Here is a 25,716-nt window from a genome sequence, read left to right as displayed (position 1 = left end):
ACGAATGAAGAAAGAGGGATGTCAAACTTGGCTCTGCTTTCTTCTTTTTCTATTTTACAGACAATGACCTGACGCCTTTATGCTATAATATGTTCGTTTACTGTTTATAAAGGGGTTTGAGATATGCAGCAGAATAGTTTGAAACTTTTAGCACAGCCCGCTTGGCGTATTATTGATCAATCCAGTCTAGGTCCTCATTTTGATGCCCGTCATTCTTTTGCCATCGATGACACGCTTTGTACAACCGTTGGAAGAGGTGAATCTCCAGCTGTCATGCGCTCATGGGTGCATCACGATACGATTGTATTAGGCATTCAAGATACAAAGCTCCCTCACCTGGCTGAAGGTGCAGCTTATTTACATGAACAAGGGTATAAAACAATCGTCCGCAATTCAGGCGGCCTCGCTGTCGTACTTGATCAAGATGTTCTAAACATTTCTTTAATTTTTCCAGATGCAGAAAAAGGAATTGATATTGATCGTGGCTATGAAGCCATGTTTGATTTGATTAAGGCCATGTTTGCATCTTACGGTACCGCAATTGAAGCGAAGGAAATCGTAGGATCCTATTGTCCCGGCAGCTTTGATTTGAGCATTCGCAATCAAAAATTTGCAGGCATTTCACAGCGACGCGTTCGCGGCGGTGTGGCCGTACAAATTTACTTATGCGTTAACGGAAGCGGCTCTAAACGCGCTTCTCTCATTCAAGAGTTTTACAAAAAAGGGCTCCAAAACACAGAAACTAAATTTTCATACCCAGATATCGAGCCTCATACAATGGCTTCTCTATCTGAACTATTACAGATTGATTTAACCGTTTCTGATGTCATGCTGCTTTTATTGCAAACACTGAATAGCATGAGCTCTTCTCTTGTAAATATGCCTTTAAATGCTACCGAACAAATGCTGTTTGAGACGCAGCTGCAGCGCATGTATGACCGCAATGAAAAAGCGTTGGGTTCATTAGCCGAATAAAAAAACTCCGCCCTAGGACGGAGTTTTTTTATTAAAGTGCTTGAGCAGCTGTGATTAAAGCAAGCTTGTACACATCTTCTTCGTTACAACCGCGAGATAGATCGTTTACCGGTTTGTTTAGACCTTGTAAGATTGGACCTACTGCTTCGAAGTTTCCTAAGCGCTGTGCAATTTTGTAACCAATGTTACCTGCTTCAAGGCTTGGGAATACAAATACGTTTGCATCTCCTTTGATCACTGAACCTGGTGCTTTCTTTTCAGCTACAGAAGGAACAAATGCTGCGTCGAATTGGAATTCGCCGTCTAATGTTACGCTTGGTGCTAATTCTTTTGCAATTTCTACTGCGTTTGCTACCTTTTCTGTTTCCGGAGATTTTGCTGATCCTTTTGTTGAGAAGCTTAGCATAGCAACACGAGGATCGATATCGAACATTTCAGCTGTACGAGCACTTTCGATAGCAATTTCAGCTAAATCTTGGCTGTCAGGTGAAATATTAATTGCACAGTCAGCAAATACGTATTTTTGATCGCCGCGAACCATGATAAATACGCCAGATGTTTTCTTAACACCTTGTCTTGTTTTGATAATTTGTAGAGCAGGTCGCACCGTGTCTGCTGTAGAATGAGCAGCTCCGCTTACAAGACCGTCAGCTTTGTTCATATGAACAAGCATTGTGCCAAAATAATTTTCATCTAATAAAATTTTGCGAGCATCTTCTTCTGTTGCTTTGCCTTTACGACGCTCAACAAATGCTGCCACCATTTCATCAAATTCAGAGTAGCTTTGAGGATCTAAAACCTCAACACCGTCTAATTTTAAGTTTAATTCTGCTGCTTTTGATGCTACCGCGTCTTTATTTCCAACAACGATAGGCTTTAAGATATTGTCGGCAGCTAAACGAGAAACAGCACCTAATACGCGCTCATCTAATCCCTCTGGGAATACGATTGATACATCGCTAGCTGATACTTTTTGTTTTAAACCTGTAAATAAATCACTCAAAGTAAATCCTCCTCGATATGTAAAAAACTTTTCTCATAATAGGATACTCCACTTTTTTTAAAAATCAAAGGCATGTCCTTCAAGAATCCATGATTACGAAAAAGTCTTTTAATTCTTAATTTTCCGCTAACACTCAAAATAAAACCTGTTTTTACTTTGCAACAATTGTTTAAAGTTTAGTCACAAAATCACAGGTTTTTCATTCCAGTTCTTCGGACAAACTATGATATAGTAGAATTGGAATTTATCATAATCGGACAATAGGAGTGAAACGAAATGGCAGAAGCAGCACAAACATTAGACGGTTGGTATGCACTTCATGATTTCCGTTCAATCGATTGGGGCGCTTGGAAGCAGTTATCAAGCGACGATCGCCAAGCGGCCATCCATGAATTTTTAGGTTTGATTGAGAAATGGAAAGGAACTGAAGCTGAAAAGCAAGGCAGTCATGCTTTATATACCATTGTCGGCCAAAAAGCAGATTTTATGCTAATGCTTGTTCGTCCTACTATGGAAGAACTAAATGAAATTGAAACAGAATTTAACAAAACAAAGCTTGCTGAGTTTACCATTCCTACTTATTCATATGTATCAGTAGTTGAATTAAGCAACTACTTACCTGCTGGGGAGGATCCTTATGAAAATCCTCAAATCCAAGCTAGACTATATCCAACTTTACCAAAAGCTAGTCACGTTTGCTTTTATCCAATGGATAAACGTCGTCAAGGAAATGACAATTGGTACATGCTTCCTATGGAAGAACGACGCAGCTTAATGCGCAGCCACGGAATGATTGGACGTCAATACGCTGGAAAAGTAAAGCAAATCATTACGGGTTCTGTTGGGTTTGATGATTATGAGTGGGGCGTTACTCTTTTTGCAGATGACGTTCTTCAATTTAAAAAATTAGTATACGAAATGCGTTTTGACGAAGTAAGTGCTCGCTACGGGGAATTTGGCAGCTTCTTTGTCGGAAATTTATTAAAAGAAGAAGCTATTGCACGCTTTTTACACGTTTAAACTAAGCTGCAAAAGCGTTCATCTCTTTTATAAAATTTAGTATATAAAAAACCTGTTTCCACTTGGAAATAGGTTTTTTTATTTTCTACCCATGGCATATTCGCATCTACAGGACCATATATATACAACAGTGTCACAAGTAAGCGAGGTGGGATAATGGCAGTCGTTGCACACAACGAAGAAGATGTTAAGCTCCTAGCCAGACTCATTCGAGCTGAAGCTGAAAGTGAAGGAAAACAAGGGATGTTACTGGTAGGAAATGTAGGCGTGAACCGCGCTAAAGCTCCCTGTTTGGATTTTAGAAATATAAGAACCATTCGTCAGATGGTATTTCAAAACCCAGGCGGATTTGAAGCAACTCAAAAAGGCTACTTTTATCAGCGTGCCCGCCAGTCTGAAATTACACTTGCACGACGTGTATTAAGAGGGGAACGTTTTAACCCCGCGGAAAACTCACTGTGGTTTTTCAAGCCCAGCGGCGACTGTCCTGCTCAATGGTATAACCAAAATAACACAGGACGATTTAAATCTCACTGTTTCTTTGCACCAACTCAAGCTGATTGTCCAGGAGTTTACTAATTTCTTTTTGTTTGAAGGAGGTTCCTATGAAAAAACCAAAGTCTAATCAACCGCAACAGCAATATATGCAAAATCCGTATATGAGTCCAAACTACCCTTATTATATGCCTCAGCCGCAGCAGCCCCAGCCAGGCGGCCAGCAGGTTCAAGGGCAAAGCCAAGGAGGTCCGCCCCCTACCTCTTCTGGAGGCAGTGGTGCCCCGCAAGACCCAAATCAACTGCCCATTGAAGAATCATATATTGAAAATATCTTACGTTTGAATCGAGGAAAAATAGCGACTGTATATATGACGTTTGAAAATAATACGCAGTGGAACGCGAAGGTCTTTAGAGGAGAAATTGAAGCAGCCGGACGCGATCATATCATTTTAAGTGATCCGCAAACTGGCACCCGCTATGTACTGCTTATGGTTTATCTCGATTACATTACTTTTGAGGGTCCAATCAAATATAATTATCCGTTTAGCGGTGGAGGACAGCAGTTGAGCAATTATTCTCCGCGTTAAAAAAACCCCTTTTCAGGGGTTTTTTTATAGCCATTTTACAGCTGCAACAACAATTAAAATCCAAGCCACAATAAATGCAACTCCACCTAGCGGAGTAATCGCGCCGAGAACTTTAATGCCGCACGTACTTAATACATAGAGACTGCCTGAAAACAGCACAATCCCCGCGAACATAATCCAGCCCGAAGCTGTTAACAAAGAAGACTGAGGAAATTTGCTTAATAGAAACGCAATGACAAACAGTCCTATTGCATGGAACATCTGGTACTGCACTCCTGTTCTCCATACCTCTAAATACTTCTCTGAGATTTTCCCTTCTAACCCGTGTGCTCCAAAAGCACCAAGAGCAACCGCTAACATCGCATTGATTGCACCGATTATTAAAAATAGTTTCATTTTTTTCTCCTTACTTTAGAAATCAAACAAACTATCGCCGTTTGCATCATCTGATTTCAATTTCGTTCCCTCAAAATTAGGTTTGGATGACTGAATAATCTGTTGCTGCATAATCTCAGGCGATTGCATAATTTCCGGTGAAGACATGACAACAGGTTTTGAAACCGAGATAGGTTTCGATACTGAAACCTCTTCATTTTGATCTAATGCAAGCTCACACAGTGCTTTTATGGCAACCAATTGATCTCGAACATTCCCACTATTCGAATGGTGCTTTGCTTTTTGTACTTCTGCACTAATTTTATCAAGGAGCTGCGCCATTTTTATATCCATGTAGACACCTCATCTTACATTCAATATGACTTTATACAGCTATTTTATCAAAAGATGAAATAGGAGGCTATGTCTGAAGCTAATCTTCATGAAATGCTCACTTTTACACATCATCAATTTGCCAATCGATGGATTGACGTCCGTGTTGGAGCAAAAACTCATTTGCTCGTTGAAAATGATTATTGCCAAAAAAGCCTCGATTAGCTGAAAATGGGCTAGGATGCGGGCTTTCCAAAATTAAATGGTGTGAATGATGAATGAGCTCTTTTTTAGCTTGTGCATGTTTGCCCCACAGCAAAAACACGACCGGCTCCTCTTTTTGTGCCACTAATTCAATAATGCGGTCCGTCAGCTGTTCCCATCCTTTTCCTTTGTGAGAATTCGCTTCCCCTCTTCTAACCGTCAAAACAGTGTTAAGCAAAAGAACACCTTGTTCTGCCCATTTGACTAAATAACCGTTATTCGGAATGTGATAGTCCATTTCATTTTTCAGCTCTTTGTAAATATTCACTAAAGAAGGCGGTGTTTTGACTCCTGGTTGAACAGAGAAGCTCAGTCCATGCGCTTGATTTGGTCCATGATAAGGATCTTGTCCCAATATGACAACTTTTACATTTTTATAATCCGTATAGTGCAAAGCGTTAAAAATATCATATTTATCAGGATAAATGGTGTGGTGATTATATTCATCCACTAAAAATTCTCGAAGCTGTATGTAATAGTCTTTTTGAAATTCTTCTTCTAATAAAGGAGCCCAGTCATTTTTTAAAATACTCATTGCTTATCACCTCATAATAATCTTTTTTGTTATTTTATCGTAAACTCTGCCGCCTGCTCAAACGTTGCCTGCTTTAAATACGCTGAGAGCCTGGGCATATTTTAATATTGTCATGTTCAATGAAACTTTGTATACACTTATAAAGAGTGTATTTTTATATTAAAGGAGGGATTCCATATGATCATCAGCAATCCCCACCAAATAGACGTAACCTACAGCCTGGGTGTTACACCCGTTGAACCAATGATACCAAGAAAATACACCGTTTTCCCAGGTCAACACACTTCTGTTCCTTCCATTCAAATCGGCATTGAATTTGCCTACGATCATATGCAAAAAGAGCGGAACGAATATTTAGCATCCTTCGTCTTCGATAAAGGTTTTTATTCCCTTACTGTGTATTATTACATCGGTGCGCATACATCAACAGATGAAACCATTACACGCTACCTTCACTTTTTAGAACAGCTCCCTGTTATTCTATCGTCTATCTATCACGCTGATGCTTCCTTTTTCGAAAAACATCCACTTTTAATGCACTGTCCTATTTTTATCATTGCCGATAGCCCTGAGCTGCCATTTTCAACAAAAAAATCTATCGGTTCCCTGTATCAATATAAATAAATGAGAAAAGCTACTGTTAAAATAACGGTAGCTTTTTCTCCGTATTCGAAACAAAATACTTTTAAACTTGTTAAAAACATGGAATAATAACTACAAATTGTTTTAATCTATTTGCGTTAACCCTTTAAAATCGTTACAATTTATTAGTAGTTCTATACATAAAGGAAAAGGTAAACAAGCAATCATTCGTTTGTTTATAAAGGCCGAGTTTAACGGGCAATGAATCCCCAGATTTCATTTAAGTGTTGTCTGTTAAAGCGGAAAAAAATTGAACGTAACTACGACAAAGTGAGGTCCTAGAAGTAATGACAAATGTACAACCAAAATCCATTATCGTAATTTTTGGCGCTACAGGTGATTTAGCAAAACGTAAGTTATTCCCCTCTATTTTCCGCTTATATAAAGCGAACAAACTATCGGAAGATTTCGCTGTTGTTGGTGTCGCAAGAAGACCTTGGACTAATGACGAATTACGCGAAAATGTAAAAAAATCAGTGAGCAGTTTCAAAAACAGTGACGCTGACATTGAAAAGTTTGCTTCACATTTTTATTACCAACCGTTTGACGTAACAGATGTCGCTTCTTATCAAGAATTAAAAAGCCTAACAGAAAGCCTTGATGAGCAATACAACGTGCCTGGAAATCGTATTTTCTATCTAGCAATGGCACCTGAATTTTTCGGAACGATTGCTTCGAATTTAAAAAATGAAGGTTTAACACAAACAGAAGGCTGGAGCCGCCTAGTCATTGAAAAGCCGTTTGGCCATGATTATCCTTCTGCTAAAGAATTAAATGAACAAATTCGCCATGCATTTAAGGAAGATCAAATTTATCGTATCGACCACTATCTCGGTAAAGAAATGGTGCAAAATATCGAAGTTATCCGTTTTGCAAATGCTCTATTTGAACCGATGTGGAACAACCAATACATTTCAAACATCCAAATTACGTCTAGTGAGACGCTTGGTGTAGAAGACCGTGGCCGTTATTATGAATCTTCAGGTGCCCTTCGAGATATGGTACAAAACCATATGCTTCAAATGGTGGCCCTACTTGCAATGGAACCGCCGATTAAATTAACACCGGAAGAAATTCGCAGTGAAAAAGTAAAAGTATTGCGTGCTCTTCGCTCTTTATCAGTGGATGAAGTAGATGATTATTTTGTACGAGGTCAATACGGCAAAGGTGTACTTGAAGGAGAAGAAGTTATCGGCTATCGCGAAGGAAACTCGGTTGATCCTGAGTCTAATACCGCTACATTTGTATCTGGTAAGCTTATGATTGATAACTTCAGATGGGCTGGCGTACCGATTTATATCCGTACAGGTAAACGCATGAAAGAAAAAGCAACGACAATTGTTGTACAGTTCAAAGACTTACCAATGAACCTGTACTTCAATAAAGATAAAGAAATTCATCCAAACTTGCTTGTCATTCATATCCAACCGGAAGAAGGCATTACGCTTCACTTGAACGCGCGTAAAACGCCAGGTGCCACATCATCCACACCGATTAACTTGAACTATTGCAATAACTGTGGAGATAAAATGAATACACCGGAAGCTTATGAACGCCTTATTTATGATTGCATGCTTGGAGATGCAACGAACTTTACTCACTGGGATGAAGTAGCCCTTTCTTGGAAATTTGTTGATACTATCTCAGAAGCATGGGAAAGCACAAAAGCACAAAACTTCCCGAACTACGAATCAGGTTCAATGGGACCAAAAGAATCAGACGCATTGCTTGCTGAAGACGGTTTCCACTGGTGGCCAGTCGGAGAAGACAACTTCTCACCTAAAGAGTAAATAAAAAAAGCAGCTGTAGTATACAGCTGCTTTTCTTGTTTTTTATTTTAACCACTCAGTATGGAATACGCCCTCTTTATCAACACGTTGATATGTGTGAGCTCCGAAGTAGTCACGTTGCGCTTGTAAAAGGTTCGCTGGTAGCGTTTCTGTACGGTAGCTGTCATAGTAAGCTAATGCACTTGAGAAACTTGGTACAGGAATACCTTGTTTAACCGCAATTGAAATAACTTCACGAAGAGCCGACTGATAGCCTTCTACGATATCCTTGAAGTATGGGTCTAACAATAAGTTTGTTAGATCTGCATCGCGATCGTAAGCTTCTTTAATTTTTTGTAAGAATTGTGCACGGATGATACAACCACCGCGGAAGATCATCGCAATATCACCGTACTGTAAATTCCAGTCATATTCTTCAGAAGCTGCTTTCATTTGAGCAAACCCTTGCGCATATGAACAAATTTTACTCATGTACAATGCTTTACGAATTGCTTCTACTAATTCGGTTTTATCGCCTTCAAATGCAGCTGCATTTGGACCGCTCAATACTTTGCTTGCTTTTACACGTTCTTCTTTCATAGCTGAAATAAAGCGTGCAAATACAGATTCCGTAATGATTGGTAGTGGTACACCCAAATCAAGCGCACTTTGGCTTGTCCATTTACCTGTACCTTTTTGACCTGCAGTATCTAAAATAACGTCTACAAGTGCTTTACCTGTTTCTTCATCTTTTTTCGTAAAGATATCAGCTGTGATTTCAATTAAGTAGCTATCTAGCTCGCCTTTATTCCATTCAGCAAATACTTCATGTAATTCATCTGTTTCTAAGCCTAATACGTTTTTCATGATGAAGTATGCTTCACAAATTAACTGCATATCGCCATACTCGATGCCGTTATGAACCATTTTTACGTAGTGACCTGCACCATTTGGTCCAATGTATGTGCAGCAATCATCGCCTTCAACTTTCGCTGAAATAGCTGTTAAGATTGGTTTTACAAGTTCATATGCTTCTTTTTGTCCGCCAGGCATGATTGAAGGTCCTTTTAATGCGCCTTCTTCTCCGCCGGATACGCCTGTACCGATGAAATGGATACCTAATTCTTCTAGCTCTTTGTTACGACGAATTGTATCCTGGAAGAATGTATTTCCGCCATCGATTAAAATGTCGCCTTTTTCTAAGTATGGTTTTAACGAATCAATTGTTGCATCTGTAGCAGCACCAGCTTTAACCATTAATAAAATTTTACGCGGTTTTTCAAGAGAATTAATAAACTCTTCCACACTGTATGTACCTGCAAAATTTTTACCTTCTGCTTCTGTTTTTAGGAACTCTTCTGTCTTTTCAGGAGAGCGGTTATAAACTGAAACAGAATAGCCTCTGCTCTCAATGTTTAGCGCCAAGTTTTTCCCCATAACCGCTAAACCGATAACACCGATTTGTTGTTTTGCCATGTTAAATTCTTCCCTTCATGTGTAATATGAATTGGTCAACCTAATCGTAACTGAACATATCATAAAGAAAGTTACAGATTCAAGTTTGATATAACCATAATCATACGTTTTATTATACACATTTGAAAAGAATCATGCTCACCGAACATTGATTATTTTGAAGAAAATTTCGATAAAATAAGTGAAATGAACGCAGTTACTAATCATCCGTACATTCTTAACTACCTTTAGACGCATTTTAACATTTTCTTAAACAATTACTTTTGTTAAAATATTAAGCAGTTAATCATTTCAATGAATTGATGATCAACACGGTTGTTACCGTTTTACTATATTTACTGCAGCTAAAAAAGCTGCACTAGTACTTATTTTGTTTTATGAAGAGGGATTTTATATATGACAAAACCAATCAAAGATCCGTTCAAAGAAAATTTTGATACGCTTGAAGAATTTGCTGATCGCATTAGCGAGGTATTGAACTGCCCTATTACGATTGAAGATGCTAATCATCGCTTACTAGCTTACAGCACCCATGATGAAAGAACGGACCAAGCGCGTATTGCTACGATTATTGGAAGAAGAGTTCCGGAAAAAGTCATTAACAACTTATGGAAAGAAGGCATTATTCCTAAACTGCTTGAGACAAATGAACCTGTGCGAGTGAAAAATATAAATGAAATTGGGCTTGGAGATCGTATAGCTATTTCCATCTGGAAAAATGAAGAAGTTCTAGGATTCATCTGGGCTGTTGAAATTGAGAAAGCCTTAGGCGATGAAGAAGTAGAACTATTAAAAAAAGCTGCGAATGTATTAAAAAATAAATTGCTGCAGCTTCAAATTCGAAAATATAAACGAGAAGAGCGCTCACAGGAATTTTTCTGGAAATTATTAACTGGCCATATTAAGTCTCGCCAAGAAATTTCAGAAGCGTTTTATGAAGCTCAAATTACGGCTCCATCAACGTTTTCCATTGCTATCTTCCGCTTCCAGGAAGATATTACGCCTGAAGCTGAACGCCAAATCTCGTATATGTTAAAAACAATGCATCGCTTGAAAATCGTTCTTTATACGATTGATTGCAATGATTTAATCTTACTGCTTTCTTTGGATGCGGTTGAAAATCCTCTTGATGAACAGCGAGATTTTGTAGACTATTTTAGAGGTAACATGTATGAACGCTTTGATGTTACTCAAATTAAAGCCAGCTGCAGCAGTATTTATTCATCGCACGATCATATCGAAAAAAGCTATAAAGAAGCCTTGAACGTATTAGATATGAAAAGTAAGTTTCCAGAAGAAACGAAAGAGATTATTAACTATCAAGAATTAGGTATTTATCAATTTCTAGATGTTATTTTAGACAAGCGCGTGCAAGATCAATTTGAAAACCATTCTTTAAAGAAGCTAACTGATTACGATCTTCGTCATAATAGCAACTTGGTGGAGACTCTCGAAGTATTTTTAAATAATGATAATAACATTAACGAAGCAGCCAAAGAATTAAATGTGCATATGAATACACTTAGCTATCGGTTAAAGCGAATTTCAGAGATTGGTGATATCAACTTAAAGGACGTTAATCAAAAAATGACTCTTTATATTGATATTAAGTTAATGAAATATAAAAAATAACAGATGATGTAACTTTTTTTAACATTAAGCTATTCATTTATTAGAAAATAAATGAATAGCTCTTTTTTTACTTTTTATTTCCTTATGATGTTAGGTTACCTTACATAAAAACCAAAAATTCTGATAAGTAAGCGTTTACATTTGTGTGTTTAAACAAAAACCGCTTCTTCAATTCTTCTTTCTAGACAAAGAAATTTCACAAAACTTTCTTTATACTAAAGGTACACAAACGACCAAGGGGGAAATTAATCATGATTATTGGCGTACCAAAAGAAATCAAAAACAACGAAAACCGAGTAGCGATTACACCAGCAGGCGTAGCATCATTTGTTGGTACAGGTCATCGTGTATTAATTGAAAATGAAGCGGGTATTGGAAGTAACTTCACAAACGAAGATTATGTAAAAGCTGGAGCTGAAATTGTTGAGACAGCAGCTGACGTTTGGGCACAAGCTGAAATGGTTATGAAAGTAAAAGAACCACTAGCAAGTGAATACGGCTATTTTAGACCAGGTCTTATCTTATTCACATACCTTCACTTAGCAGCTGAACCAGCACTAGCAAAAGCATTAAAAGATAGCGGCGTAACAGCCATTGCTTATGAAACAGTAGCAGTAAATCGTACATTGCCTCTATTAACACCTATGAGCGAAGTAGCAGGGCGTATGGCTGCTCAAATTGGTGCACAATTCCTTCAAAAATCAAACGGCGGAAAAGGAATTTTATTAGCGGGTGTTCCTGGAGTTAGCCGCGGAAAAGTAACGATTATTGGAGGCGGCGGTGTTGGTACAAATGCTGCAAAAATCGCAATCGGCCTCGGTGCTGATGTAACAATTATTGATTTAAGTCCTGAACGCCTACGTCAATTAGACGATATCTTTGGCAACCAAATCAATACGCTAGTGTCAAATCCTTATAACATTGCGGATGCAGTAGCAGAGTCAGATTTAGTGATTGGTGCAGTATTAATCCCAGGTGCAAAAGCTCCAAAACTCGTAACAGAAGAAATGGTGAAAACCATGAAGCCAGGTTCTGTTATTGTTGACGTAGCAATCGACCAAGGTGGTATCGTTGAAACAATTGACCACATTACAACACACGATCAGCCTACTTATGAAAAGCACGGTGTTGTACACTATGCAGTTGCGAACATGCCAGGAGCAGTTCCACGCACATCAACGATTGCTTTAACAAATGTAACGGTACCTTACGCACTTCAAATTGCTTCTAAAGGTGTTCACAAAGCAATCGCTCAAAACGAAGCGTTAAAATTAGGAGTGAACGTTGCAAACGGAGCTATTACGTACGAAGCAGTTGCACATGATTTAGGTTATGATTATGTATCAGTAGACGTAGCTCTTGAAAAAGAATTAGCTTCTATTTAATAGATAGTAAAAAACGTCCTTAACCCTCTGTTAAGGGCGTTTTTATTTTGAATAAACAGCAATTAGCTGTAAAAAACACAACTATTTAAAGCTTTGTGTATCTTTACTTTTCATTTGACGCATGCTTTACAGGCAGTCGTCATAATTCTAAATTCCACGAAGGATTCATACAGTTTTTAGAAATTGAATATCTACATTAAAAGCGATAAAATAGAAGAAAAAGTGAATGGAAGAAATTTATCTAAAACACATTGGGCAACTAAAAGCCGCCCGGTAGAAATTTTACTCTATTTTCTCTATGAACTTAAAATACGGGAGGATTTTTTATGACAATGAATAAAGCATTAACCATTGCTGGTTCTGATAGCAGCGGCGGAGCTGGCATTCAAGCGGATTTAAAAACATTCCAAGAACTTGGTGTTTACGGAATGACAGCTTTAACAACAATTGTAACAATGGATCCCGATAACAGCTGGGCTCATAACGTATTTCCACAACAAGCTTCCACTGTTGAACAGCAGCTGAAAACAATTGTAAAAGGCGTAGGCGTACAAGCTCTAAAAACGGGTATGCTTGGCTCAGTGGAAATTATTGAACTAGCGGCAAAAACAATTGAAGAATACGATTTAAAAAATGTTGTAGTAGATCCTGTGATGGTATGTAAAGGAGAAGACGAAGCGCTTCATCCGGAAACAACTGTCAGCTTGCGTGATGTACTAGTTCCAAAAGCAACAGTCGTAACGCCTAACTTATTTGAAGCTAGTCAATTAAGCGGACTTGGCCCTATCAAAACGGTTGATCAAATGAAAGAAGCAGCCGTGAAAATTTCTGAACTTGGTGCCAAATATGTATTGATTAAAGGTGGAAGTAAATTAGCACACGAAAAAGCAATCGATTTGCTTTATGATGGAAAGACATTTGAGATCTTAGAGTCTGAACGTATTGAAACGACATTTACACATGGTGCTGGATGCACATACTCAGCTGCGATTGCTGCTGAATTGGCAAAAGGCAGTGACGTCAAACAAGCTATTTATACAGCAAAAGAGTTTATTACAGAAGCAATTCGCCATTCATTTGCTTTAAATCAATATGTCGGACCAACAAATCACGGTGCATACCGTCGTAAAAAAGAAAAAGTAACAAACTAAAAGCATGCCTAAAGGCATGCTTTTCTATTTTGCTTATTGTTTGACTGTTTCAAGCGCATTTAAGATAGCTTGAGCTACGCCGTGCTCGTCATTTGTTCCTGTTACGATATGGGCAAACTCTTTAATTTCTTGAGGGGCATTTCCCATCGCTACGGCACGTCCAACTCGCTGAAACATCGATACGTCGTTATAATTGTCTCCAATGGCCATCGTTTCTTCTAAAGAAATATGGCGTTCTTGAACAAATGATGTAACCGCAATTCCTTTTTGAGCATTTTCATCATTTATTTCAATATTTTCTTTACCAGATGCACTGACTGCAATAGAATCTAACTTCACAAGTTCTACTTTTGCCTGTTCTAACTTTTCTTCATCAAAAGAGAAAGCAAGCAGCTTATAAATGTCCTTGTTTGGATCTTGAAACAGCGCTTCATACTCTTCAATAAGCTTTACTCTGCCGCTATTGAAACGCTCTTTTGCCGCTTCTAACGATTTTTCATAATTATCTTTTAAGCTAGCACTTAAATAAATATCCATTAATACGGACAAAGCTTTTTCATAGTCATTTGAATACGTACCTTCACTTGTATAGACTTCAAAGTACAGCTGAAACTTCTTAAAAATATCTTCTACTTCACGAATAGCTTCCATCGTCATGCCTACTGAATATTGTTTTTCCCCTTGTGGATTGCGAAGCTCTGCTCCGTTTGCACAAATTAAATATGTATGAAGTCCTGCTTCTTCTAAAACATAACGCGCTTCTTCATAAGAACGTCCCGTAGCAACAACAACTTCCACCCCTGCCTTTTGAGCTGTCTTAATCGCTTGGGCATTTTCTTTACTTACAACTTGTTCACTATTTACTAGCGTTCCATCCATATCGATCGCAATACATTTAATCATGATGTACCCCTTCCTATGTATCTTTGCTCTCTTATTTTATTCTAGCATATGTTTTTTAGCGCTTTGCTACTTGCATGTAAAAGATTTACTAATTTTTTGTATACGCGCTGTTATAATCTGTTCCTTTTCTTGCTTTTTCGAAAACCTCTTTGATCGTCTTTACATGCAAATCAGCTGTTGAATATACGCGAAAATTCACATCCTCTTCCCTCAGATGCTTACCAACGCCGATAGAAACCATATCTGTTTGATTAATAGCTTTTATACCTGCCTCTCCATCTTCTATTGCCACACATGCATCGGGTTTTACTTTTAATTGATCGGCAGCTGTCAAAAATATTTCTGGATCTGGTTTTCCCTTCTTGATTTTCCTCACATCCACAATACAATCAAAAAAAGAGCGTATTCCTAGCGCATCTATTACAGTATTTGCATTCGAACTAGAAGAAGCAATTCCCATTTTAATGCCTTGTTTTTTACAATCTTCTAACAACATTTTAATGCCTGGAAGTAAATGATCTTCTGTCATTTCTCTTATTAAAGCCTGATAATGCTTATTCTTTTCATAAGCAAGCTCTTCTTTTTGTTCCACTGTCAGGTGTACATTGCCTTGCGCAGCAATGAGCTCTACAGTTCTCATCCGGCTGATTCCCTGCAGCTGTTGATTTAGTTCTGCAGAAAACGAAACGTTAAGTTGATCTGCTACTTTTTTATTTGCTCTATAATATAAACGTATTGTATCTGCAATAACACCGTCTAAATCAAAAATAATCGCTTGTAGCTCTTCTTTTTTCATATTATCCTCCTCTGTACCTATCTTTATGCCATTACTTAAATGCTTTTATTACATCCCACCATGTTAAAATACCGTTGATATTGTTCACTTTATCATAAAAATTTTTTCATCATTTATAATTTATGAATAAATTTTTCAAAAAAAGAGAAATTACAGTATTGCATTATGAAAGCCCTTTTATTACAATAGGTTTATGCAAACGGTTGCACTATCTTAAAAATATAGTTTATCAAAAAATAAAATGAAAACCCATACATAGGGGAAGGGGAAAAACTATGAAGAAGTTCTTTTCATTTGATTTTTGGCAGAAGTTTGGTAAGGCTTTATTAGTAGTAGTAGCGGTTATGCCCGCAGCTGGTATTATGATTTCACTTGGAAAACTAGTTGCAATGACTGGGGGAGACATCACTGCTGTACAAACAATTGCACGAGTGATGGAAGATATAGGATGGGGTATTATTACAAATCTTCACATCTTGTTCGCTGTTGCCATCGGGGGATCTTGGGCAAAAGAACGTGCTGGCGGTGCATTTGCTGCACTCATTGCATTCATTCTTATTAATCGAATTACAGGAGCCATTTTTGGAGTTAAAGCAGAAATGCTCTCAGATTCAAAAGCAACGGTTCAATCACTGTTTGGACAAGAATTAGTTGTAAAAGACTACTTCACATCTATTTTAGGATCTCCCGCTCTTAACATGGGAGTATTCGTAGGAATTATCGCTGGTTTCTTAGGCGCAAATTTATTCAACAAATATTACAATTATGATAAATTGCCTGAAGCCCTTTCGTTTTTTAACGGCAAGCGCTTCGTACCGTTTGTAGTCATCGGTGGTTCAGTTGTAACGGCACTGCTTTTATCCATTGTGTGGCCGTTCATCCAAGGTTCGCTAAACAGCTTCGGACAGTGGATTGCAACATCTAGAGATACAGCTCCTATTCTGGCACCATTTATTTTCGGAGCATTAGAGCGTCTCCTTCTTCCGTTTGGTCTTCATCATATGCTGACAGTTCCTATGAACTATACGGAGCTAGGCGGTACGTACAAAATTTTAACGGGTTCTGGAGCAGGTTCCACTGTTGCCGGTCAAGATCCTTTGTGGCTTGCTTGGATTGCAGACTTAAATAACTTCCGTGCTGCAGGAGATATGGACAGCTACAAGCAGCTCTTACATGACGTTACACCTGCACGATTTAAAGTAGGACAGATGATTTTATCTTGTGCGTCATTAATTGGAATTGCTTTAGCAATGTATCGCAACGTAGATCCTGACAAGCGTTCGAAATATCGTTCAATGTTCTTTTCAGCTGGACTAGCTGTTTTCTTAACAGGCGTAACAGAGCCGATTGAATTTATGTTCATGTTCGCGGCGCCTCTTCTATACGTCGTATACGCCATTATGACAGGACTGGCTTTTGCCATTGTTGATATTGTTCATGTTCGCGTACACTCATTTGGCGTAATTGAACTATTAACACGTACACCAATGATTATCAAAGCCGGACTATGGGCTGACTTAATGAACTTTGTCATCGCCTGCCTTGTATTTTTTGGCTTAAATTTTGGAGTGGCAAACTTCTTAATTAAACGTTTTAACTTCCCAACACCGGGACGTAACGGAAACTATATCGATGAAGAAACAACTGCAACAAGCAGCAAGCAGGTGAAAAATGATTCGCTTGCCCCAGTCATTATTGGACTGCTTGGCGGAGAAAACAATATTGAAGACGTGGATGCTTGTATGACTCGCTTACGTGTAACGGTAAAAGATATACATGCCGTTGCAGGAGAAAGTGAATGGAAACAAAACGGAGCCCTTGGTTTAATCTTGAAAGATAAAGGGGTACAAGCTATTTATGGACCTAAAGCGGATGTTTTGAAATCCGACATTCAAGATTTGTTAGGAGCTTAACATAATGAAGCTATTAACGTTAAATTGCCACTCTTGGCAAGAGGAAAATCAGCTAGACAAGTTATCTTGTCTAGCTGAAGTAATTAAAAAAGAAAAATATGATGTCATTGCTTTACAGGAAGTAAGCCAAAAAATAGACGCGCCTTATGTATATGACTACGTTCGCAGCGATAATTACGCTTGGCTTTTAGCAAAAGAACTGGGTAAGCAAGGTGAAGACTATCAATTGGTATGGGATTTATCTCATATAGGCTATGAAGTGTATGAAGAAGGAATTGCCATTTTAACGAAACACCCGATTATTGAAGAGCATTCATTTTTTGTTTCACAAACGTCAAATATTGACTATTGGAAAACGAGAAGAATTGTTGGAGCAACAATCGAATATGAAAAAGAACTCCTTACTTTTTATTCTTGTCATCTTGGCTGGTGGGATGACGAGGAAGAGCCATTCAAGCAGCAAGTTGATACGCTGCTAGCTCATGTACACAAAGATAACCCATTTTTCTTACTTGGAGACTTTAATAATGACGCTCATAGACGACATGAAGGTTACGACTACCTGTTGAGCCAAGGCCTCTATGATACGTATACTCTATCGAACAAAAAAGATAGCGGTATTACAGTTCAAGGGAACATTGCTGGATGGGATGATAATGAACGGGCGCTGCGCCTTGATCTCATTCTATCGAGTCATGCGCAGGATATTCAATCATCGACTGTAGTTTTTAACGGCATACATTATCCCGTTGTTTCTGACCATTTTGGGGTAAGCGTTGAAGTGAAATAAGTGACATAAAGCGAACGAATAGCGTTCGCTTTTTTCTTGTGATTATGATTATGTAAAAATCATCTTCTTTACTGCTTTATCTATCGTTTTATAAGTGTCCGATAAACTTTCGCATTTTAAAAAGTAGGTGTGCTATAATATTGTGATGTTGACGATATGCAACCCATTTTTGCATGTTTATCAATGAAATCGCTCAACTTAATAGTAAGATGATACATGTAAGCTCTATTTAAATGAACACCCGTTGTCATTATCATAAACTAATAAAGAAAAATAGGTGTGAAACAATCATGAAAATTTTGTTGATTTCAAATATGTATCCTTCTGAACAATTCCCGAGCTATGGTGTATTTGTTCAAAACACTGAAAAAATTTTAGTTCAACATGGTATTCAAGTTGATAAAATTGTCATGCAAAAAAAGACAAGCAAATTAAGCAAGCTTTTTAGCTATGCTTCTCATTATGCTAATGTCATTGTGACGGGCTTAACAAAAAATTACGACTATCTTTACGTACATTATGCATCTCATAATGCTCTTCCGCTGCTGATTCTCAAAAAGCTAAAGAAGAATGTGAAGATTGTGACAAACGTGCATGGTTCAGATGTTGTACCTGAAGTAGCTTCACAGGAAAAATATCAGCCTAGAGTAAATGACTTATTGCACCATTCCACTAAAATTATTACTCCTTCTCCCTACTATAAAGGGCTCGTTAAAGAGAAATATAAGGTTCATAATCCAATCTATATTTTTCCAAGCGGAGGAGTGAATAAAGATCTGTTTCATCCTTATGCAGATAAAAGCAAAGCTTATCAAGAACTAAACTTGGACCCTACTATCCGTTATATTGGATGTGTAAGCCGCATTGATGTGGGTAAAGGATGGGAATACTACCTTCAAGCCATTGCAAAAGCTGAACAACAAACGCCCACTTCTTACAAATACTTATACGTTGGAAGCGGAAAAGACGAAGCTGCATTTAAGGAAATGATCAAGACTCTGGGCCTAGAGGGAAAAGTCATCCATTTTCCTCTGCTTCCTCAGTCGTCTCTTGCTTACGTATATAATGCGATTGAAGCATTCGTGTTTCCGACCGTAAGAAAAGGAGAAAGTTTGGGCTTAGTCGGCCTCGAAGCTATGGCTTGCGGAGCACCCGTGATTGGGAGTCAGATTGGTGGTCTAAAAGATTACATTATAGACGGAAAGAATGGTCTATTCTTTGAGCCTAAAAATGTAGATGAACTAGCTTCACAGCTACAGGCTTTTATTAATCTTCCTGAAGATGTGAAACAGCAAATGTCTCAACAGGCGTTACAAACAGCAAACCGCTACACAGTAGATGTAATTGCTGAACAACTCCCAACAATTTTTTTTGATGAGGTGGAAAAATGAAAGTCGCAGTTTTAATTCCTTGTTATAACGAGGAAGTAACAATTGGAAAAGTAATTGACGATTTCAAACGCGAACTGCCTAGTGCAGATATTTATGTATACGACAACAATTCAAAAGATCGTACAAGTGAAATTGCACTTGAACACGGCGCAATCGTCAAAAAAGAATTTAAGCAAGGAAAAGGAAACGTTGTACGTTCAATGTTTCAAGAAATTGATGCAGATTGTTATGTCATGGTAGATGGGGATGATACATATCCTGCAGAATTTGTTCATCAATTAATTGAGCCTATTAGAAATCGAGAAGCTAACATGGTCATTGGAGATCGTTTATCAAACGGAACGTATCTCGAAGAAAACAAACGTGCTTTCCATAATTTTGGTAACAACTTAGTACGTTCTTTAATTAACGGCCTGTACAAAAGTAACATTAAAGATATCATGACAGGTTATCGTGCGTACGATAAATTATTTGTAAAATCAATTCCTGTGATGAGCCCAGGATTTGAGATTGAAACAGAAATGAGTCTTCACGCGTTAGATAAACGATTCCGCCTAAAAGAAATCGCGATCGATTATCGCGATCGACCTGAAGGCAGCGAATCGAAACTTAATACGTTCTCTGATGGATTTAAAGTGTTACGAATGATTTTTACGTTATTTAAAGAGTACAAGCCGCTTCAGTTCTTCTCCATTTGGACAGTGTTGTTTATTGTCGCAGGATTAGCTGTTGGTGCTCCGGTACTTTATGAATTTTTTGATACAGGCTTTATTACCAAAGTACCTTCATCTATCTTAGCAACTGGATTGATGGTGTTAGGTGTTTTATCTTTCGTCTGTGGATTAATTCTAGATACAATCGCTTCATTAAATCGCAAGCAATATGAATTAGAACTAAATAAAAAAATTGAACAGATTGAACAAGTAGGAGAATAACAATGATGAAGAATAAAAAAAGTATTTTACTGCTTACAGTAACAGCTTTAATTATTCTTATCGGTTTAAGTATTGGTAATCCAGACGGTGTTCACTATCTTTCCCTTTTTGCTGCACTTGTATTTACCATCATAAGCTCTATTTTTATTTATAAAAATAGAGCTTATGCTTCATTTAAACCGCTAGAATGGCTATTGCTGATTGTTTTTTCGTTTATCGTACAGTTTTCACTTTTAGATAACTTACATATGACGAGCTCAACTATTTTTTCACTCGTTTTGTATGCCATCAGCCGTACTTTATTGGCAATGCTGCTGACGGCCGCTGTACTCAGCGCTATCAAACAGATAAACGATTTTCACTATACATTTGCACACCCAAAGCGTTATCTAGGAATTGTTACGATTCTTATTTTAGCTGTTAGTCTATATTACTGGTTCGCCTTTTTCCCAGCGGCCATGACTCCTGATTCATTAGCACAGTGGAGACAGGCACATAACGGAGAATTTAACGATTGGCACCCTATTATGATTACGTGGCTCATTATGCTGCTGACAAAAATATGGGATAACCCAGGAATTGTAGCGTTCACGCAAATTGTTGTTGTAGTGAGCATATACGCCTATACATTTGACTTTTTCATTAAACGCAAAGCACATCCTGTTATGATTGGACTTTTAACAGCTATTATTGTCATTATTCCAAGCTTCTTAATCTTTTCAATTATTATTTGGAAAGACATTTTATACAGTGCTTTTCTGCTGTTTTTTACGGTTAACATTGCAAAAATTTATCTGTCAAAAGGTGCTTGGGTTAAAAGTAAAGCGAGCTTTTTCTTACTTTTACTTTCCGCATTTGGAGTAGCTTTCTTTAGACATAATGGTTTTCCTGTATTTGTTTTGACTTTCCTTTTAATGATTGTCTTATTCAGAAAAAATTGGAAACCTCTTGTCACGATTTTCTTAGTCGTCTTTATTTTACAAAAGATTGTTACAGGCCCTGTGTTCACGTGGCTTGATGTAAAACCTTCAGATCCAAATGAAGCTTTGTCTATTCCAACTCAACAAATTGCAAACATCATTTCAAATGATGGAGAGATGTCAAAAGAAGAGCGCGAATATTTTAATAAAGTGCTCCCTATTGAATTGTGGAAAGAAAAGTATAATCCATACAAAAGCGATCCAATTAAATTCACGTGGAAATACTATGACCGCGAGTTTATTTTTAATGATTTAGGCCTTTACTTTAAGAACTATGCTAGCATTGTCATCAAAAATCCTTATCTAGCAACGGAAGGCTTTCTCAAACAAACAGCTTTAGTATGGCAAATCAATCCTTTTAAAGATGGCTACACGGATACGTACGTAACCAACATTTATTACGGCAATGATTTAGGTCTTAAAAATAAAGTAATCGAGCCGTTTATTACACATACTGCCAATGCTTACTTAGCTATTTTTAAGCACCCTGTTTTTACATTCTTATGGAAACCAGCTTTTTATCACTGTGTCATTTTATTATTTTCATTAATGCTAGTGATTCGAAGAGGAATTACGTCCCTTATTATTGTCATTCCTTGGGCACTTAACACGCTTTCTGTTCTTGCGGCACTGCCGGCTCAAGATTTTCGATATTTATTAGCAAGCGTATTTGTGTCTTTCTTCTTTATTGGTCTTCCTTTTATCCGATTTGATCAGAAAGAAAAGGATGTGACCTCTTGATGGAGAGCAATTATAACAAAAAGCTAGGAATCACACTCATTATCGTGGCTTCCCTGTTTACAGCTGTTGGACAACTTTTTTGGAAGTTGTCCGAAGCTTCATTTAACTTAAATTTAATTATTGGTTTTTTCCTTTATGGATTAGGAGCGGTGTTTATGATTGCCGCTTTTAAATTTGAAAGAGTTTCCTTGCTTCATCCATTTTTAAGCCTAGGATATGTCATCAGCATCGCTCTTGGTTTCTTTCTATTAAATGAAACCATTAGCCCTATGAAGCTGGTCGGTACTCTTATTATTATCGTAGGTGTAATTTTAGTAGGTGGCCAAGATGAATAGTATCCCACTTTTAATTATTATGACTCTTTTAGGTTCAGTTGGCGCTGTCTTTTTCAAGTATATTTCTACGTATTTAAATGAAAAAAAGATAAAGCTAGCGCTTATTTGTTTTGTGGGTGGCGGCCTTTTTTACGGGGCGGCAGCTCTGCTTAATGTGTATGTTTTAACGCTGTTACCTTATTCTATTGTATTTCCGCTCACGTCTATTACGTACATTTGGACATTAACATTCGGTTACTTTTTAATTAAAGAAAAAGTTACAACAAAACAAGTTATCGGCTGTATTCTTCTAATTGTCGGATGCTTCTTTATTGCTAATAGTTGATGAGATAACTTGAAAAGGTAGGAGTTTCGCATGAAAAACTTAAAATTCGCGAGCATTTTACTGCTCATATCAACATTATTTTTGAAATTTTCTAGTATGATTCGTGATTTAGTTATTGCTAACTATTTCGGTACAAGTTATATTGTCGATTCATACAACGCAGCAATGATTATTCCAAATGCTTTTATTTTATTTATGTTAACAGGGATGAAGGATGCGTTTATTCCTAGTTATTTACGTTATGAAAAAGAAAATAAAGGAAAGGTTCATTTGACTAATATTGTTAAATCAACCTTTCTTATTTGTTTCATTATTTCGGTTCTCGGATCAATTGCGGCTTTCTTTTACTTTCCCGCTTCGTATTCTAATTTTTCTAAAGCAGCAATTGAACTAGGAATTTATACGGGCGTTATGTACTTCTTATCTCTTTCACTAGTTGGAGTGAATGCCGTATACGAAGGTGTATTTGATGCACGAAGTCAATATTCTTTCTCTGTGTTTTCTCAAACGGTTGTTGTATTATTTACAATTTTAAGTACAATCCTATTACATTCAATTATGGGCGGCTATGCAATTGCTCTTGGCTATTTTATAGGAACTATTGCTTCTTTCTTAATTAAAGTTGTCTATTTTAAACCGCAGCATCTGCTGTTATGGAAGCAAAAAATTGACCGTGATGAAGTGGTGGCTTTTTATAAAGTATTCATCCCTGTTGGTGTAACCATTATGGTCGGTCAAATTAATTTAACTGTCAACTTCTTCTTTGCCGGTTCCTTTGGTGAAGGCGTTATTTCATACTTGAATTATGCTTTCAGACTTGTAAGTATTCCCCAGGCAATATTCGGGGTTACGGTCGCAACCATTATTTATCCGCTGATTGCAAGAGCCATTTCTGAAAAAGATGAAGAGCGCTTTAAATCAGGAATTGAAAAAGGGATTACGTTTATGCTGATGCTGCTGATTCCGACGATTGTTATCATGATCTTTTATATGAAAGACATTGTAATGATTGCTTACCAGCGCGGTGCATTTGACGCACATTCGACGTTAAAAACAACAGATGTATCTTATTATTACCTAGGTTCGGTGTTTTTCTATTCCCTGCAAGCTGTTCTTGCAAAAGGATTTTATTCTCTTCAAAAAGGTTATCTTATTATGAGAGCAGGCTTATTATCCATTGTGTTAAATATCATCTTTAACATGATTTTCACTAAATTTATGGGATACCAAGGATTAGCACTTTCCATGTCAGTAGTTGCCTTTTTCTATACGGCTATCGTATTCGTTATGCTGGCAAAACAAATCAATCACTTCCATTACGGATATCTAGTGAAAGAAACAGGAAAAATTCTTTTAGCTTCCGTACCTGTTGCGATCGTCATGTTCTTCTTAAAGGACATCGCATTTTTGAATTCATTACATGTTATCTTACGATTTGGTATTGTCTGTATTGCAGGTGGTTTAGTATACTTAATGTCGACGCTATTATGCAGAGTAGAAGGTGTTATGCTTTTAGTTAAAAGAAAACGTTAATTCACGTAAAACAGGAGAGTACTATATGAAGAACACATACTGGTTATTTTTTCTGTTCGTTGGTTTTATTTCAATTCAGCCGATTATTGATATGCTAACGACGTACATGGTTTTGAACATGGATAGTGGTCTCTCAATTGGGGTTGTTATTCGCTTTCTATATATGATTTTTGCAGGTGTCCTACTTTTAGTGTTTGCCAAACAATCAAAATGGGCTAGATATTCGATTATCTACCTTATTGTTTTTGCACTCTTTCTTGGACTCAACATCTACTTAAATCATCAATGGAAAGATCCTTATTATATTGGGCAAGAAATTAAATTTTTCAATAAAGTTGTTTATATGAACGTTACGCTGCTTGGAATGATTGTGATGTTTTCACATTATCGATCATCTGTGGATGTAAAAAGAATACTGAGCAAAAACTTATTAACTGCTTCACTCATCATCAGTATTGTTTTTATCGGTACAATGCTAACGGGTACAGCACTAGAGAGTTATCAGTATAATAAAATTGGGTTCAAAGGCTGGTTTTATGCAGCGAATGAGCTAGGCGCAACCATTGCTATTTTGCTTCCTCTCACACTGCTTTTAGCTTTAGATAAAGTACGTTCGTTTTCAAAAGCTTATTACTGGATTCCTTTTATCTTGTTAGCCGTTTCGTCCATCATGCTTGGAACAAAAGTAGGCTTAGGTGCCGTTATTCTTTCTTTAGTTGTAGCAACAGTTGTCTTATTTGCTAAATTATTTACGAATAAACGCAGCTTAATTAAAGCCAACTTAGTAATCTCAATTCTGCTTTTAATTGTAACCGGAGCAACTACTCCGATTTCTCCAGCTTATAAAAACACATATACACACATCGATATGTTAGAGGCTAAAAAAGAGAAAACAAAACAAGAAAAGCCGGAAAAGAAAGAAAAAGAAAAGCCGGCTAAAAAGAAAAAACAAAAGGAATCAAATTTAGATGATAAAGATATTCAAAATCTGATTCTAAGCAGCCGTGAGCAATTCTTAGCTCATCATAAGGAAGAGTATGCAAAAGCACCTATTGCACGAAAAATGATAGGTATGGGCTTTTCTGGTGACTATACAAAACAGCTTCCGCCAAAGATGATTGAAATGGATTTTTATGATTTGTTTTTCTCTTTAGGTATCATCGGATTTTTACTATGGGTTCTTCCACTTCTAGTAGTTGGTTTAACCGTATTGGTTCGATTATTTAAAGAGCCATCACAACTTCTTGATGAAAGCTTTATGATGTATAGTACAGCAATTGTATTAGCTCTTGGAATTGCTTTTGTAGCTGGGCATGTCTTTACAGCACCAGCCGTTACTATCTATTTTGCAGCAGCTGCTGCTTATCTGTTCGTCATTCATTTTAAACAAAGACAAGCATAAAAAAAAACAGGTCATTAACGGCCTGTT

Annotated in this window: 25 protein-coding genes; 18 read left to right on the top strand and 7 right to left on the bottom strand. The window is 37.4% G+C overall.

The window, feature by feature from the left end; translation table 11 throughout:
- Positions 1 to 123 precede the first annotated feature (123 nt).
- Positions 124 to 975, top strand: coding sequence for an octanoyl-[GcvH]:protein N-octanoyltransferase (gene lipL, locus ACH0CI_RS19035; RefSeq protein ID WP_028411958.1), 852 nt, complete (start codon positions 124 to 126; stop codon positions 973 to 975).
- 31 nt (positions 976 to 1,006) lie between these two features.
- Here the strand turns inward: lipL and pta are convergent, their stop codons facing one another.
- Positions 1,007 to 1,978: a phosphate acetyltransferase gene (gene pta, locus ACH0CI_RS19030; RefSeq protein ID WP_406902093.1), complete on the bottom strand. Its 972-nt coding sequence runs from the start codon at positions 1,976 to 1,978 to the stop codon at positions 1,007 to 1,009.
- 276 nt (positions 1,979 to 2,254) lie between these two features.
- Here pta and hemQ point away from each other — a divergent pair, with 276 nt between their 5' ends.
- From hemQ to gerQ, 3 genes are all read left to right on the top strand, one after another.
- Positions 2,255 to 2,998: a hydrogen peroxide-dependent heme synthase gene (hemQ, locus tag ACH0CI_RS19025; protein WP_013059854.1), complete on the top strand. Its 744-nt coding sequence runs from the start codon at positions 2,255 to 2,257 to the stop codon at positions 2,996 to 2,998.
- Positions 2,999 to 3,154: 156 nt separating this feature from the next.
- Entirely contained in the window at positions 3,155 to 3,577 is a 423-nt protein-coding gene (locus ACH0CI_RS19020) for a cell wall hydrolase (protein ID WP_016765947.1), read from the top strand.
- Between the two features lie 26 nt (positions 3,578 to 3,603).
- Entirely contained in the window at positions 3,604 to 4,083 is a 480-nt protein-coding gene (gene gerQ, locus ACH0CI_RS19015; RefSeq protein WP_406902092.1) for a spore coat protein GerQ, read from the top strand.
- A 24-nt stretch (positions 4,084 to 4,107) separates the two neighbouring features.
- Here gerQ and ACH0CI_RS19010 read toward each other — a convergent pair whose 3' ends face one another.
- The 3 genes from ACH0CI_RS19010 to ACH0CI_RS19000 all read right to left on the bottom strand — a co-directional run bounded on the left by ACH0CI_RS19010 (position 4,108) and on the right by ACH0CI_RS19000 (position 5,590).
- Positions 4,108 to 4,479 (bottom strand): DUF423 domain-containing protein, encoded by a 372-nt coding sequence (locus ACH0CI_RS19010; RefSeq protein ID WP_406902091.1) that lies wholly within the window; start codon positions 4,477 to 4,479, stop codon positions 4,108 to 4,110.
- A 15-nt stretch (positions 4,480 to 4,494) separates the two neighbouring features.
- Complete coding sequence (locus ACH0CI_RS19005) at positions 4,495 to 4,800, bottom strand: YwdI family protein (RefSeq protein ID WP_406902090.1); 306 nt, start codon at positions 4,798 to 4,800, stop codon at positions 4,495 to 4,497.
- 115 nt (positions 4,801 to 4,915) lie between these two features.
- On the bottom strand, positions 4,916 to 5,590 hold the full coding sequence (locus tag ACH0CI_RS19000) for a uracil-DNA glycosylase (RefSeq protein ID WP_028411955.1): 675 nt from the start codon (positions 5,588 to 5,590) through the stop codon (positions 4,916 to 4,918).
- Positions 5,591 to 5,767: 177 nt separating this feature from the next.
- Between ACH0CI_RS19000 and ACH0CI_RS18995 the strand changes: the two genes are divergently transcribed.
- Both ACH0CI_RS18995 and zwf read left to right on the top strand, forming a co-directional pair.
- On the top strand, positions 5,768 to 6,214 hold the full coding sequence (locus tag ACH0CI_RS18995) for a staygreen family protein (protein ID WP_013085507.1): 447 nt from the start codon (positions 5,768 to 5,770) through the stop codon (positions 6,212 to 6,214).
- A 305-nt stretch (positions 6,215 to 6,519) separates the two neighbouring features.
- Positions 6,520 to 8,022: a glucose-6-phosphate dehydrogenase gene (zwf, locus tag ACH0CI_RS18990; protein ID WP_013085508.1), complete on the top strand. Its 1,503-nt coding sequence runs from the start codon at positions 6,520 to 6,522 to the stop codon at positions 8,020 to 8,022.
- Positions 8,023 to 8,064: 42 nt separating this feature from the next.
- Here the strand turns inward: zwf and gndA are convergent, their stop codons facing one another.
- Positions 8,065 to 9,477 (bottom strand): NADP-dependent phosphogluconate dehydrogenase, encoded by a 1,413-nt coding sequence (gene gndA, locus ACH0CI_RS18985; RefSeq protein WP_013059861.1) that lies wholly within the window; start codon positions 9,475 to 9,477, stop codon positions 8,065 to 8,067.
- A 396-nt stretch (positions 9,478 to 9,873) separates the two neighbouring features.
- Between gndA and ACH0CI_RS18980 the strand changes: the two genes are divergently transcribed.
- The 3 genes from ACH0CI_RS18980 to pdxK all read left to right on the top strand — a co-directional run bounded on the left by ACH0CI_RS18980 (position 9,874) and on the right by pdxK (position 13,645).
- The gene (locus ACH0CI_RS18980) at positions 9,874 to 11,109 is read left to right on the top strand and encodes a PucR family transcriptional regulator (protein WP_025752458.1); all 1,236 of its coding nucleotides are present in this window, start codon (positions 9,874 to 9,876) and stop codon (positions 11,107 to 11,109) included.
- 251 nt (positions 11,110 to 11,360) lie between these two features.
- Positions 11,361 to 12,494, top strand: a complete 1,134-nt coding sequence (gene ald / locus ACH0CI_RS18975; RefSeq protein ID WP_013059863.1) for an alanine dehydrogenase — start codon at positions 11,361 to 11,363, stop codon at positions 12,492 to 12,494.
- A gap of 326 nt (positions 12,495 to 12,820) precedes the next feature.
- Positions 12,821 to 13,645 carry a pyridoxine/pyridoxal/pyridoxamine kinase gene (gene pdxK, locus ACH0CI_RS18970; RefSeq protein ID WP_335707971.1) on the top strand — a complete coding sequence of 275 codons (825 nt, stop codon included), beginning with the start codon at positions 12,821 to 12,823 and terminating at the stop codon, positions 13,643 to 13,645.
- Positions 13,646 to 13,678: 33 nt separating this feature from the next.
- On the opposite strand, the gene ACH0CI_RS18965 is transcribed toward pdxK, so the two are convergent.
- A complete protein-coding gene (locus ACH0CI_RS18965; RefSeq protein WP_033580381.1) occupies positions 13,679 to 14,548 on the bottom strand; it encodes a Cof-type HAD-IIB family hydrolase in 870 nt (289 codons plus the stop codon).
- Between the two features lie 88 nt (positions 14,549 to 14,636).
- On the bottom strand, positions 14,637 to 15,344 hold the full coding sequence (gene pgmB / locus ACH0CI_RS18960; protein WP_406902089.1) for a beta-phosphoglucomutase: 708 nt from the start codon (positions 15,342 to 15,344) through the stop codon (positions 14,637 to 14,639).
- 275 nt (positions 15,345 to 15,619) lie between these two features.
- On the opposite strand from pgmB, the gene ACH0CI_RS18955 reads away from it, so the two are divergent.
- From ACH0CI_RS18955 to ACH0CI_RS18915, 9 genes are all read left to right on the top strand, one after another.
- Positions 15,620 to 17,257 carry a PTS transporter subunit IIBC gene (locus tag ACH0CI_RS18955; protein WP_025752447.1) on the top strand — a complete coding sequence of 546 codons (1,638 nt, stop codon included), beginning with the start codon at positions 15,620 to 15,622 and terminating at the stop codon, positions 17,255 to 17,257.
- Between the two features lie 4 nt (positions 17,258 to 17,261).
- On the top strand, positions 17,262 to 18,047 hold the full coding sequence (locus tag ACH0CI_RS18950; protein ID WP_274863111.1) for an endonuclease/exonuclease/phosphatase family protein: 786 nt from the start codon (positions 17,262 to 17,264) through the stop codon (positions 18,045 to 18,047).
- A gap of 290 nt (positions 18,048 to 18,337) precedes the next feature.
- Positions 18,338 to 19,438 carry a glycosyltransferase family 4 protein gene (locus tag ACH0CI_RS18945; RefSeq protein WP_335706626.1) on the top strand — a complete coding sequence of 367 codons (1,101 nt, stop codon included), beginning with the start codon at positions 18,338 to 18,340 and terminating at the stop codon, positions 19,436 to 19,438.
- Positions 19,435 to 20,373: a glycosyltransferase family 2 protein gene (locus ACH0CI_RS18940; protein ID WP_013059871.1), complete on the top strand. Its 939-nt coding sequence runs from the start codon at positions 19,435 to 19,437 to the stop codon at positions 20,371 to 20,373. The genes ACH0CI_RS18945 and ACH0CI_RS18940 overlap by 4 nt, the downstream gene beginning before the upstream one ends.
- A 2-nt stretch (positions 20,374 to 20,375) precedes the next feature.
- Positions 20,376 to 22,094: a DUF6020 family protein gene (locus ACH0CI_RS18935; RefSeq protein WP_116739825.1), complete on the top strand. Its 1,719-nt coding sequence runs from the start codon at positions 20,376 to 20,378 to the stop codon at positions 22,092 to 22,094.
- Positions 22,094 to 22,429: an EamA family transporter gene (locus ACH0CI_RS18930; protein ID WP_013059873.1), complete on the top strand. Its 336-nt coding sequence runs from the start codon at positions 22,094 to 22,096 to the stop codon at positions 22,427 to 22,429. Before ACH0CI_RS18935 ends, ACH0CI_RS18930 begins: the two co-directional genes overlap by 1 nt.
- Entirely contained in the window at positions 22,422 to 22,754 is a 333-nt protein-coding gene (locus tag ACH0CI_RS18925) for an EamA family transporter (protein WP_014457712.1), read from the top strand. Before ACH0CI_RS18930 ends, ACH0CI_RS18925 begins: the two co-directional genes overlap by 8 nt.
- A gap of 30 nt (positions 22,755 to 22,784) precedes the next feature.
- Complete coding sequence (gene murJ, locus ACH0CI_RS18920) at positions 22,785 to 24,287, top strand: murein biosynthesis integral membrane protein MurJ (RefSeq protein ID WP_013059875.1); 1,503 nt, start codon at positions 22,785 to 22,787, stop codon at positions 24,285 to 24,287.
- Positions 24,288 to 24,312: 25 nt separating this feature from the next.
- On the top strand, positions 24,313 to 25,689 hold the full coding sequence (locus ACH0CI_RS18915; protein WP_028411945.1) for an O-antigen ligase family protein: 1,377 nt from the start codon (positions 24,313 to 24,315) through the stop codon (positions 25,687 to 25,689).
- Positions 25,690 to 25,716: the final 27 nt, after the last annotated feature.

Source organism: Priestia sp. 179-F W1.4 NHS, assembly GCF_045369295.1.
GTDB lineage: Bacteria > Bacillota > Bacilli > Bacillales > Bacillaceae_H > Priestia > Priestia zanthoxyli.
Note: the sequence above shows the minus strand (reverse complement) of the source record. Positions and strands in the feature narration are given on the sequence as shown.